Origin of the sequence: Halorarius halobius (genome assembly GCF_024298865.1) — an archaeon.
Classification (GTDB): Archaea; Halobacteriota; Halobacteria; order Halobacteriales; family Haloarculaceae; genus Halorarius; species Halorarius halobius.
This window is the reverse complement of record NZ_CP101163.1, coordinates 118646-131200: the sequence shown is the minus strand read 5'-3', so window position 1 is coordinate 131200 and position 12555 is coordinate 118646. Positions and strand designations below refer to the sequence as shown.

The 12555-nt window shown below is 60.3% G+C and carries 11 protein-coding genes; all 11 read right to left on the bottom strand.

Translation table 11 applies throughout. The features are described from left to right. Positions 1 to 3 precede the first annotated feature (3 nt). The gene (locus tag NL112_RS21770; protein WP_254841497.1) at positions 4 to 1527 is read right to left on the bottom strand and encodes a hypothetical protein; all 1524 of its coding nucleotides are present in this window, start codon (positions 1525 to 1527) and stop codon (positions 4 to 6) included. A 167-nt stretch (positions 1528 to 1694) separates the two neighbouring features. Next, a complete protein-coding gene (locus NL112_RS21765; protein WP_254841496.1) occupies positions 1695 to 1991 on the bottom strand; it encodes a hypothetical protein in 297 nt (98 codons plus the stop codon). A 107-nt stretch (positions 1992 to 2098) separates the two neighbouring features. Continuing rightward, entirely contained in the window at positions 2099 to 2566 is a 468-nt protein-coding gene (locus tag NL112_RS21760) for a hypothetical protein (protein WP_254841495.1), read from the bottom strand. A gap of 97 nt (positions 2567 to 2663) precedes the next feature. After that, entirely contained in the window at positions 2664 to 3812 is a 1149-nt protein-coding gene (locus tag NL112_RS21755; protein WP_254841494.1) for a hypothetical protein, read from the bottom strand. 348 nt (positions 3813 to 4160) lie between these two features. Then, on the bottom strand, positions 4161 to 4799 hold the full coding sequence (locus NL112_RS21750) for a hypothetical protein (protein ID WP_254841493.1): 639 nt from the start codon (positions 4797 to 4799) through the stop codon (positions 4161 to 4163). Positions 4800 to 4901: 102 nt separating this feature from the next. After that, positions 4902 to 5933, bottom strand: coding sequence for a transcription initiation factor IIB (locus NL112_RS21745; RefSeq protein WP_254841492.1), 1032 nt, complete (start codon positions 5931 to 5933; stop codon positions 4902 to 4904). A 141-nt stretch (positions 5934 to 6074) separates the two neighbouring features. Continuing rightward, positions 6075 to 7622 carry a hypothetical protein gene (locus NL112_RS21740; protein ID WP_254841491.1) on the bottom strand — a complete coding sequence of 516 codons (1548 nt, stop codon included), beginning with the start codon at positions 7620 to 7622 and terminating at the stop codon, positions 6075 to 6077. An 82-nt stretch (positions 7623 to 7704) separates the two neighbouring features. Further along, positions 7705 to 10323 carry a DEAD/DEAH box helicase gene (locus tag NL112_RS21735; protein ID WP_254841490.1) on the bottom strand — a complete coding sequence of 873 codons (2619 nt, stop codon included), beginning with the start codon at positions 10321 to 10323 and terminating at the stop codon, positions 7705 to 7707. Positions 10324 to 10427: 104 nt separating this feature from the next. Further along, entirely contained in the window at positions 10428 to 10760 is a 333-nt protein-coding gene (locus NL112_RS21730) for a hypothetical protein (protein ID WP_255152958.1), read from the bottom strand. 79 nt (positions 10761 to 10839) lie between these two features. After that, positions 10840 to 11031 (bottom strand): hypothetical protein, encoded by a 192-nt coding sequence (locus tag NL112_RS21725; protein WP_255152957.1) that lies wholly within the window; start codon positions 11029 to 11031, stop codon positions 10840 to 10842. A gap of 66 nt (positions 11032 to 11097) precedes the next feature. Then, positions 11098 to 12549 carry an RNA-guided endonuclease InsQ/TnpB family protein gene (locus NL112_RS21720; RefSeq protein WP_254841487.1) on the bottom strand — a complete coding sequence of 484 codons (1452 nt, stop codon included), beginning with the start codon at positions 12547 to 12549 and terminating at the stop codon, positions 11098 to 11100. Between the last annotated feature and the right edge of the window lie 6 nt (positions 12550 to 12555).

The window sequence follows — 12555 nt, the reverse complement described above, 5'->3', positions numbered from 1 at the left end:
GGGCTACTGATTAAGAGATTCTTGGATGGTGTTCTGGACGCGCTGGGCGTCAGTATCTGAGAGGTCGCGCTCAGAGGCGGCTTCGACGCCGGGAATAGCGAATGCCTCACCGAGAGCATCGCTAAGCGTCTGCTGGTCGGGCGCGATACTCGATTCGTCGTCATCGGCCTGAAGGTCGTGCTCGCGGGCGGCAAGCTGTATAGATTTCCCGGGTGAGAAGAGGATGTCACGGGCGACCTCGTTGTAGGCTTGGAAGGTGTCGGAGGCTCGCGAGCCCTCGAACTCGCCGAGGGCAACGAGAAGTGACAACTGGAGGTTCCAGAGTGTGGGACAGGAATCTGGCATCGCGATGCGCGTAGCTCGAGTACTCGCGCTCTCGGCGTACGTGCTGGGAATTCCGAGATAAACGTAGAAGTCGTCGACGTCGAAGGGGAGTTCCTCAAAGTCGATCGCGACCGAGCGGGCGCGAACGAGGACATCGTCGACGGTGGTCGTTCGCGCGTCGAGATCGTCATAGATGTTTCCCCACCACTCCATGATGGGGACGCGGTCATGCGCGCGTTCGTGAGCAGCGTTCGTGACATCGCCGACGTGTCGCCGTGAGTACCGCTGGCCGACACCGTACATAACCGTCCCCGATCCCGGGAAGAAGAGGAGGGGTTTCGCCCACATCGTCTGGGAGCCACGGAAGTCGTAGCCGGTCTGGATACCACCGTAGACCGTCATAGTCCCCGTCTCGTCATCTCTATCGTCCTCGTCACTCCTGTCGCTCATCGTGGGGTCGACGTCGGCGAGCGCATCGTATTCGCGAATAGCGGCCTTCGTTGAGCCATCCGACTGGCTCATATCGAGTTCGCGGCGGAAGCCCGGGAGGATGACAGTGAGCTTCGCAACGCCACCCCAGTCCCGCATATCCGCCCATCCGAACGCCTCGTCGGCACCGTGCTTTTGGAGCGCACCCATTAGCGGAAGGTAGGCCTCTTCAGGGTTGATGATCGAGTACCTGGAGGTCGCGATCTGCCAGCGGAACTTGACAGGGTAGCCGAGTGCCGCGAGAGCGAGACGACGGCGGTCGATGATGTCCTGGTGATCGGTGACATCAAGGAGACGGTCACTTGGTGCGTTCGCGGCGAGCTCTTCGACGGACTGGCCAGTTGCGGCTTCGAGAAGATCGGCGTTGAGGCCGTCGACGTCACGAATCTCCTCAGGGTCGATCGTCTCGTCCGCTGGATCGACAAACTCGTTGACAGCGCGGAGTTCGCCGCTGCTGGCCTGCGGAAGCGCCTTGATGATGGCTTTGAGTGAGCGGGCTTCACTCGCGTCCGCGTTGAGGAAGCGGCGGCCAGCAGGCTCGATACCGTCCGGATAGTCGACGGTTGTTGCGTCCGCGGGAGTGAGCCCGAGGAAGGGAAGCGTCTGTTCCTTCGCAATAAGTGATCGGACATCGATACTCTCGTCGACCGCGAAATCACGGTCACTTCGTGGCGCATCGCGGTGCTCTGAACTGGGCTGATTTTCAGCTGACATCGTGAATAACCTCTAGGATTGAGTTTGACGTGGGAGGATTGTCGTCCGCCTAGTGTGCGCTGAGGGGCGTTTTCACCGCCCTCTACCACTCGATGGGAGGAAGAAATCCGCCTACGCCGTGCGGTGCTGTGCGGGGGGCGGTGGGGGTTCGGTCGGTCGTGGAGCGCCTACGTCCGTTCGGGGTGGTGCTCGACGACCTCGTCGCGCTTCAGGGACCGACAAAGCACGGTGCCGTCCTCGAGGACGGCCGCATTCGGATTGCTGACATCCATAATTCGGTTCTCGAGTGACTTCCGGTTCGCGAGATTCGTCTTCCGGACGCTCCCCTTCGAAGCGTCCCAGCCTCGGAAGTGCGGGTGGTCGGCTGCCAGCTCGCGAACCGCGGCTTCGCTCTCGCCTTCGATAAAGCACGCAAGCCGCGTCGCGCCTGCGCCGACGTCGGGGAATCGGACTCTGTAGTACATATTTGAATACGCCTCACCTCCCGTAGGTGGAAAGAAAGCCGGGGTGAGAGGTCCGATCTCGATCAGCAGGCGGCTCGATGTTTTCGTAGTCAGGACGGTAAGCCGAGTCACCCGATGCTTCGATGTTCGCCGCAACCCGTGCAGCGTTGGTCGATCGAACCGGATGGCGTCGTCGAGGGGGAGAGTTCGCCTCCGCAATAGGGACACTCGGCGTCTTCGTCGAGCGTGACGGGGAGGTCGTCGCGACTGACATTGTCGGCGATGGCCTGCCGGTAGAGTGAGAAGGCTTCGGCGAGGTTCCCTGCTGCCCACTCGTTCGTGGGGAGGGCGAGACCTTCGCCGAGAGCGCCGTTCCAGAGGTAGACGCGACCATCAAAACCGTAGAGATCGATGGTGAAGACGCGCCACTGGGCGGTCTCCGCGAGCAGGGTGATATAGTCCTCGTGGAGTGCGTCGACGTGGGTGTCCGGGTCGAGCTGGGAATGGTCTTCGGCGAACGCCGCGACCTCGTCTTCGTCGAGCGGGAGCGGGTGCTCGGTCAATGCTGTGAAGGTACGTGGGCTGGTGTTGGCCATAATGAGTCTCCTCGCGGGTCACCTGTAACGGCCGGAGAGAAACCCGATCGAGTGATGGGGAGTTCTCGTTGGGATCACTCACGGGGAGGACGCCGGGTTACGAGCGGACGTCACGGATTCGAGCGGCAAGTTCTCGACGAAGAGTGACGAGTTCGTCTCTGAGCTGGTTTCGCTCGATGGTTTTCACTCTGAGTTTGCGGTGGAGGTCCCGCAGCGACCGGCCAGCTGTCGGGGATGGGGGCGGCGTGGGTTGGTCGGACGCTTCCTTACGGTCGGAGCTGGCTTCGTACTCAGGTATGTCGGCACCGCGAGCGCGGAGTTCCTCGACAGCCTCCCAGAAGTCCTTTCCAGAGGGATACTCGCCGGTAGTTGTGACGATGCCTTCTTCGAGGGCAACAATCTGGAGGGCATCGAGAACGATGAGGCCGTTCCGATAGATCCAGCCGTCGTCCATCTCGGCGAGGCGCGTCCCCGAGTCCGAGTTCGTCCAACAGGGGTTCCGTGATTTCGTGCCGTCACTACGAGTTTCCGTAATTGGCGAGTCGAGGCGGATTTCGGACGGTCGCGTCGTCTCGACCGCCCGGTAGACGTCTTCGATGTTGGTCGTGGATGTTGGCGGTGACCGTTGAGATGGAGACGGCGAGGGGGCCTCAGGCAACGCGTCCATGGGCGACTCTGAAACCTCAAATGAGGTATCTGCCTGTGGCTGCGGGGTCGTGAACACGTCGACAACGTCGTCGATGAACGCCTGCGCCGGCTGCGTTTCGGTGGGCGTCCCGACGAGATGTTGGCCGGACATCGCGACGAAGCGGGCGGAGTCGTAGACTTCGATAGAGGCGTCCGGAAAGGTGTCGTGGGTGGGAAGATCGTCGGCAACAGTCGTGACGTCATCGGGGAGCTGACCGCGGCAGAGGATGTGTACGCCTGTTCCAGAGGGGGAGACGTCGGCGTACGAGTCTGCAGTCTGCAAGTGCTCGTGAACGACAGGATGGATAGCGCCAGTTCCCGGATCACGAGCATCGTCGTAATCGACGACAACGAGGTCTTCGTCGGAGTACTCGTCACGGTTGCGGATGACGTACGCAAGGGCGAAACCGGCGGAGAGCTTCTCGACCCAGTCTTGGGCGGACTCGAAGTCCGTCCAGACCGTGGGGTTCTGAGCATCGACATACCGCTTGGGCCAGTCCGGATAGGCATAGGGCGCTCGTGGGACCTTTCGGTCGTTGTCGGTTGGCTTCCAGGTCAACCACTGGTCGTGGTCACGACAGTCTGCTGGATAAGTGGCCGTCTCAAGCGCAGGGGTCGGGGGACTCGTGAATGGCATAGTGGGATATGAGGAAGGGAGGTGACGATGTTATCTGCGCGTCTATCCCGATCGCGCAGGAGAAACCAGTAAATGAATCGACGAGGATCTACAGGGGCAACGGTTCAGTGATTGCCGTCGGACAACCTAACGCGGTGGCCTAGAGGAGAAAATCATTGCGTCGGCAGTCGTGTGGATTAGCCTACGGCTGTATATTTTGAAATGATCCATCTTCTTGATTGTTTGAAATCGATGTGGTCGGCTTGAAATTAGATTCAGAAGCACCCATATTCAGGGAGAACTGTACTTATTTGACCAGTATGCGATGAGGGGAACGCCGAGGAGAGTAGGCAACAACCACGCTATAATTCCCAGTTCGGACGTGAGGTTGACAGCTGAAACGGCACTAACCGTAGCAATAAACGCACCAATCATCCGTTGGAGGTGGCTGACCATCCATTCCCCAGAATTCTCACCATAGAATGAATGAATATCCAGTGTTCCGAACGCAATGCCGATTCCACCGAAGACGATCATCACAACCCCGAAAGAATTCCCATCAAGAAACCAGTTGATGCCCCACAGACCAAGTCCAGCACACGCAAGAACGACGCTCCCAGCAGCTCCCCAGTCGACCATATGGGCAGTACTGGTCGGGCGTTTTCGAGAGAGTACACGGTATCCTGAGAACGCAAGGTATCCACTAAAGATCGCAACGAGGGTGAGGATGATACGGAACGCCACAGGGTCGATAGCTACTAGGACGAACACTGTGGCAACAACAACGCCCATCGATACGAGAAAGACCTTCCCGGCTTGACGATGTCTCATTCCTCCCTTTTTGGTCACGAGTGCGCCGAGGCCAGCGAACAGAGCGGCTATGCCTGCAGCAATGTGCAGCCACAGTGACCACACCTCAACTGTCGGCATAGCTGAAATTCAGAATATGACTTCATAAAGATTGGTGCGTAATTCGATATCCTCTGGTTGAATTTGTCGGTCGTCAAAATGTGGTCGGCCACGTTCGAGAAGTCAGGCTTCGACCATCGGGAAACACGTATCCTGGATGTCGTGGTAGCGGTTGCGAATCGTGACCACACTCACGTTCGCGGCCTCCGCAAGTTCGGATTGCGTACACGAGTCACTGGAAGGAGAATCTGAGTGGTGCGTGGCGACATAGAGGGCAGCGGCGGCGATACCGACGGGATGCTTCCCGGAGTGGATGCCTGCCTCCATAACGTCCTTGAGGAGTTCCATCGTAAACCGCTTGGTCTCTTGACTGAGATCGAGTTCCGAACAGAGGCGGGAGAGATAGTCTCGTGGATCGGGCGGCGGGACTTCGAGCTCGAGTTCGCGGACGAGATATCGGTAGGTGCGCTTGATACGGATTTTATCGTCGATTCGACTGACCTGCGTGAGGGCTTCGAGATCCTGTGGGAGGCCAGCTTGCCGGATTGCGGCGTAGACGGCGGCAGTCGCGACGCCTTCGTAACTCCGACCGGGAAGGAGGTCCTGATCACTGGCCCGGCGGCAGATGACGGCGGCGATGTCGTGGTCATCGTCGGGGAGATCGAGAGCAGCGGCCATACGCTGGATTTCTGAAAGCATCGCCTTGAGGCCGCGTTCCTTCGAGTTCCCAGTCCGGGACCGTTGTTGCCACGTGCGAAGTCGGGTCAGCTGCGCTCGCCGTTGTGAGGAGATGGTGTTCCCGTGGGCATCCTTGTTGCGCCAGTCGATCTCGGTTCTGAGGCCAAAGTCGTGCTGGGTTGGCGTGAGTGGACTCCCTGTGTGGGACTTCTGTTCCCGTTCGTCCGCAGAGAAGGCCTGCCAGTCGGGGCCGCGGTCGATAGCATTCTCCGTGACGACGAGTCCACAGTCAGCACACCGGGTTTCTCCATGAACGTGGTCGACGTGAAGATCTCCGTCGCACTCGGGACACGTAGCGGTCCTAGCAGCGACGGCGGCGTCAGTGGTCTCGGATGGTCCAGTCGTACGTTCCGAGTCGGGTATCTTGCGAGTCCGAACCCGGTTGCTATCGGGAGTGGATGAATCGTTCTCGGTCATAGTGAGGGACGGAGAGGGATCGGTGATGACTCCCGCCACCTCACGTCTGGGGAAGAAAAACAGGAACCGGGAGGTAAGACGGTGGATGCGGCTCTAAGATAGGGAGGACACCCCTGATACCGAGTGAAAATCACCAGGTGTTCAGCGGGAAGTTGAGGACGAGGAGTCCGAGCGAAGGAAGGACTTGAGACGGTCGAGACGCCCACCTGAGTCGTCGGCTGTGGAGAGCTCGAGATTGCCATCGTCGTCAGCGTGGGTGTCGGCGACATACTCAACGATCGCAACGAGCGTTTGGTCATCCAGGATGTCGACGAGCATGTCAGTATCGAGGGCACGGACTTGGACTTCGGCGTCGTTCTCGAGGGCGTCTTCGAGTTGGGAGTTACGGACGTGGATACGCCGAAGTTTCTTTGTTCGCTCATCAAGTTCGGCTTCGAGTTCGTCTATCCGCTCCTCTCGAGCTTCGAGTTCGGCTTCAAGACGGTCGATTTCTGCCTTGTAGAGTGATTCTGCGCCCTCGCCGCGTCGGGGAGAATCGCGGCCACGCGTCCGACCGCTACTGTGGGATGACCCCAGATCGGACGGTGATGAACTGCCCGTCGCCGGGGCGTCGGCATCGCGGTCAGGGGTGTAGTCAGGAGCAGGCGACCAGTCGCTTGCCGATGGGGCGGCCTCCGACTTGTCCTCCTCGTACTCGGGGATGTGCGCGCCGCGAGCACGAAGCTCGTCGACGGCCTCCCAGAAGTCCTCCCCAGAGGGATAATCTCGTTCGCCAGTAATGATGCCTTCCTCAAGGGCGACGACTTGGAGAGCGTCGAGGCCGATGAGACCATCGCGGTACACCCAGCCTTCATCGAGCTGGGCGAGGCGCGTGCCAGACGAAGAGTTCGCCCAGGATGGATCCAGTGACTGCGTACCGTCAGCGCGCTCCTCAGTGACAGTCGAGCGGAGGCTGATGTCTCTCGGTCGGACGTGCTGGATGGCGTCGAAAACATCCTGAATGTCACTCGTGGTCTCGACGTCTTCGATGTCCTCGCGAGTAGTATCCGGTTCAAAGGCGACTTCATCGGGGGTCGCTGCGGAGACGGTCGCATAGTCCTCGACGAGCCCATCAAGGAAGGTCCGGCAGTCGCGCGTCTCGGTGGGTGTACCGGCGATGTGTCTGCCGGTCATCGTGATGAAACGCGCGGACTCGTAGACCTCGATCGACGCCTCGGGAAGGGCCTCGTGTTCGGAGAGGTCGTCAGAGATGGTCTTGACGCGCTCGGGGAGCTGACCGCGGCAGAGGATGTGAACACCTGTTCCAGACGGAGAGACATCGGCGTAGGAATCGGCGTCAGCAAGATGATCATGGACGAGGGGATGGATTTCACCCGTTTCGGGATCGCGGGCGTCGTCGTAGTCGATGACGACGAGGTCGGTCTCGAAGTCGTTGCGGTCGGGAATAACGTACGCAAGTTGGTGATGAGGGAGTTTATCCGCCCACTCTGCTGCGGTCTCGAAGTCCGTCCAGATGGTTGGGTCCTGCGCGGAGACGTACCGATCTGGCTGGTTTGAGTTGTGGTAGGGTGCGCGGGGAATCTTGCGGCCGTCATCGGCTTCCTTCCAGGTCAGCCATCGTGAGACCTTCATACGGTCCTCGGGATAGACGCCTGACTCGGTTGGTGGGGCGGGGAGATCGCTCGCCATGAGTAGTCAACTCGCCAGAATATATGCAGTTCTCTGACTTTAGTCCATGGGAGGGTGTCGCGAAGGGGAGATGATGCAGTGGTCAGGCCGCGTGCGTATCGTCGAGGAGGAGATCCGCAAGGAGACGCGCGCCGACCTTGTCGAGCGTCTGGTTGCTCGAGGCGTCGTGAGGGTGGTGGATACAGGCCGGGCATCCCTCATCACATTCGCAGTCGGCAACGCGAGTCTGTGCGAATTCGAGGGCATCCTCGAGGTGCTGGAAGACGCGACGAGCGAGGCCGACACCACCAGGATGGTCGTCGTAGAGGACAATCGTAGGGTGGCCGGTTGTGTCGAGACGCGAGATTGCGAGCCCGCGCATATCGCTGCGGTCGCAGAGGACGGTTGCTGGAAGGACGCCCAGCAGTGCGTTCGTGAGGGCGTAGAGGCTCCCCTCGAAGGACGGCGATGGCGCGTCAGGGTCATCCGCGTTGGGATGCTCCTCGGTGAAGGCATCCCGAATGGTGGGCGGGATGCTGATGACGAGACCATCCGAGGAGAGTTCGGTTTCCGGAAGGTCGGTCTCGATGGGAACAGGTCCATTCGAACTCCCGGACTGGTGGGTGTAGTAGCTAACGACGGTTTCGCTGACGGTCAACTCGGTGAGCTGAACGGCGGGAGGTGCTGTGTCGGCGCTTGCGTCACCGCCGTCAGTCGCAACCTCAGGGTCGGCTGTGCCGGGAAGGCCGCGTGACTCGTCGGCGTCTTGGAGCGTGAGCGTGCGGTCTGTGACCGCGCTAGTCGTGTAGGTCGCGTTTGTAGGCTCGACCCACGCGATTGGCGAAGCAGAACCGGATGCTCCCGGCGAGTTTTCCGGATCGAGATCGACGTCGATGACGCGGTATCGCTGGCCTTGATGGAAGTAGATCGCGCCGGGGTGGGCATCACGAAGACCGGAGGCGAGTGGAAGTTCACCGAGGACGTCGAGCTCGTTACTCGCGGGGATATCCGGGGAGGACTGGTCGTCCGGTGTCACAACGATACGGAGCGAGCGCGAGTTGATCGACCGGAGGGAAACGTGCTGGCTCGGCGGCGGTCCCCCGTCGGGGACGTACGTCCATGTGAGATCTGTCGATGTGAGCGAGCGGTCGAGGACGCCGGCATTGGTGAGTGCTGAGACGTACTTCGGGAGGTCGTCGCCAAACCAAGTGTTGTCGTCGGTGGAGAGGGGGGCTTCGGCGGCGGCTGCCGGAAGGTGTTCGGTAAGGACACGTGGGTTCTGGGGGTTGCATTCAACGGATTCGACGCTGCCGTCAAGGAGATCGTCCGGATGGTCGAGTGCGTATTGGTCGAGCGGATCTGCGCCGCCGACGAGGCCGACAATGCTCGGGTCGGTCCCCCGGCCGGCACGGCCGGCTTGTTGGAAGAGTTCCATCCGTGTTCCCGGATAGCCGTCGACGAGGACGGCGTCGAGGTTCCCGATGTTGATCCCGACCTCGAGGGCGTTCGTGCTCCAGACGACGCGGATGTCGCCGGAGTGCAGCCCGGCTTCAAGTTCTTCTCGCCGCTCGTCCGAGAGTGCGGCTTGATACGCGGCCACGTCGTCGGCGAGGCTGGGATAACCGTCACGCTGGAGGCGGCGAGCGGTGACCTGAGCGTACTGTTCGGCCGCTTGTCGGCTTCGCGTGAAGACGATGGTCTGGAGACCGCGTTCGACGAGCGCCGCTGCGAGACGTGCAGTTGTCCGGTGTGTCGATCGAGCTTGCCCCTGCTGGCCGCGGGGCGGTTGCCAGAAGAGCCAGTGCGTTGAGCCGCCAGCACTTGTGTCCTGGTCGACGACGTGAACGTCGGCTGGGTCGACGCCAGTCAGCTGGACAGTGTGCTGGCGAGGGTTGTCGATGGTGGCTGAGCAGGCGACGATTGTCGGGTCAGCGTCGAAGGTTTTCGCGACCCGACGGAGTCGTCGAAGGACGACGCCGACGTGACTACCAAAGACGCCACGGTACTGATGCTGTTCGTCGATGACGATCAGGTCCAAGTTGGAGAGGAACCAGCCCCAGAGTTTGTGGGCGAACGGGAGGATGGAGTAGTTGATCATATCAGGCGTCGTCGCGAGAACGTGCGGTTGCCGCTCGCGGACGCGACGTTTCTGGTGTCGAGAGAGTCCGCCCGTGTAGCGCCCTGCGTCAAGACTGGAGTCGACGTTCTGGAGGAAGTCGTAGAGATCGTCGGCTTGGTTGTTGATGAGAGCGCGCGTCGGTGCGATATAGAGAGTACGGGCGTCGTCGACGAGGGCGCGCTCGGCGGCGAGAATCGAATACGGGAGTGATTTCCCCGACCCGGTCGGGGTCGCGAGGGTGACGTGTTTGCGGAGTCGAGCGTGCCGAATCGCTTCCGCCTGATGGTCGTAGACTTGATCGATGCCCTTCTCGCGGATCGCCTCGGAGAGCTCCGGGCGCAGGGGGACATCCGTAGTCTGCGCGGATTGCCCGGTCATCACGCGGTGGTTCACGAGGCTTCCACCGACGGTGGCCTCGTTCTCGGCAAGCCAGTCGACAGTATCGTGGATCGAGGGGCGTTCGCCGGCCGATTCATCGAAGGCGCGTGTCCCCGCTTCGAGCTCCACATTCTGAGAGACAGCCGCGTCGGCGTTCGTCTTTGAGCGACTCTTCGAGCCGGCACGCGACACGTCCGACTCTGACGGTGGTGACTCCTTCGTCATAACTTCCTTCACCTCCAGTGGAGGGAGAGAAATGCCGTGCGAGACCTCAGAGAGCCGTGGATGACGGTGCTTCGACGAGCGGAGTGAGGTGTTCCCGAGGCCGACTACGGAGTAGTCTCAACGAGCGCGCTCGTCCCGTCGTCCGCCGATGTCGAGCGACGTGCGCGGACAGCCGTCGAGGGAAGGAGTTCGAACGCAACATGGCGGAACTGCACGAGCCCACACGATTCGTTCGGACAGACGATGGCATCGGCGTCGGCGTCGATCGCGCTGCCGGGGACGGCGGGCGCGTGCTCAGGGAGGATGCTGTCCTCACCAGGATCGCGGTCGTTGTCGTAGAGGGCGAGATCGGTGTAGTAGTAGATCCCCTTGTGCTCGCAACGGGGGCAGCTGTACGCGAGGATCTGACCAGCGGGGGCAGCAGCAGAGGGTTTCACGGGCAATCAATCGAAAGTGCGTTGCCCGGACGTTTAACCTCAGGGGTGCAGCCGGGGCCGGGCGGTACGAGAGCGGGGATCAGGGATCGACTTCCCAGTACTGGATGGCGAGGCGGCCGTTGCCGAGATCGTCGACATCGTAGGCAACGTCGTCGGGGATGTTGAGGTCGACGATGGCTTCACCCTCGACGAGCTGGGAATCATCGAGGCCAGTCTGTTCGGCGCTCGTTTCGAGTTCAGGATCGAGTGGTGGAGTCGAATCGGACGTCATGGATTCTAGAGACATCATTGACTTCCTCCACGGCGGTCATGCCGTGGAATCCTCCGCGTGAGTGAATCAGGCCGTGCCTGGGTCACCGGAGGGAAATTTCCCCTGACGGGTGTGGTTTGCGGGTTCCTCTTTGGTCGAGTGATCACGCTGTCGCCAGCAGTGATCGTCCCACTCGAAGCACGCAACTGCGTCTCCCAGCCTGTTCTGACCGGAAGCCGCGGGCCGAGCCATCGACCCACCTTGATTCAAATCACGATACTCTACTGCGGTTTCAGTGACGAGGAAATTCATACTTCCCGCTACATCTGCGTGCGCTTCCACGCCGCACGTTCGACACTGCAAGAGATCACCGCTTCGATGAACGTTCTCAGCTCCACAGTGAGGACACCGCGAGGACGTGTTTGCCTCGGACTTTTCATGCACCATAATCCCGTACTCAGCCTCTACGACCTCGTGTAACCGGCGACGAAATCGCCCATGTGCCCAAAACAAGTGATTTTTCTCGTTCACCCGCGCCGACCAGTGCGTTTTGAGGACATCTGAGAGATCGCCGACAATCAACTCGGTAACATTGTGTTCTGCCAACCACTCCGCGAGGTGCTGGATGAGTGCATCCATCGCGTGATCGCGTTTCACGCTACGCTTCCGGTACACTTCCCGAATACGCTTGCTTGAGTACCGGCCATCGGGGAGCATAGCTTGTAGACGACTGATTTCTCGGGTGTATGCGTGGAAGTCTTCGAAGCATGGGCGCCCGTGGAACAAGCAGTGGTCACCTCGACTCGTCGTACAGGCAGCGAGGGTGTTCGCACCGATGTCCACCGCTGCCACCACGTCCTCGCCGTCCGTAGTGGCCAGTAAGTGGGAGTGAGTAGAGGTCCGTCTCGACGGTGTATGCGTGTCATCGCCAACGGACTGATGTGCGGTGAACGATTCGGTTTCACGGTCGTAGACGAGTTCAAGACGGCCCTGCTTGCCCTCCCAGTGCGGGCGGCCACGAACTTCGAGTGTGAGTTTTTCGTGGTATCCGATGCCGTACTTCTCCTTGAGCTCCTTTCCCAGTGGAATTCGCAGTCGCGAACGCTTGCCTAGCGAAAGCGTATATGTATCGTTGCGGAGGAGCGTATGGAGCGTTCGGACGCCGTCCTCCTTCCAGTATCCCGGTAGGCCGGGACGGTCTGTCACGCTGTCATCCTCCGGGTTACGGTATTTTTTCAAGAGTTCGAAGAAGCCGTCCCACGTCTGCCAATTCTTCTGGACAAGTTGCTGGGGGATGCTTGAGGAGAGTTGCTGAATGTACTTCTGACGGTATTCTTCTTGGGTAGCGGTCTTCTTGACGGCCTGTTTAAGCTGTGAGACAGTTGCGTTGCCCTCTGATTCTTTCCTATTGAGGAAGGCTTGACGGCGAGCATACTGGACTTGGTTCCAGCACGCGGTGGACGCGTCCAACAGCTCAATGAGTGCAAGCTTGTCCCTACGGGAGTGAGGACAGACATCGAATGTATTGACGCGTCTCATCCTTCT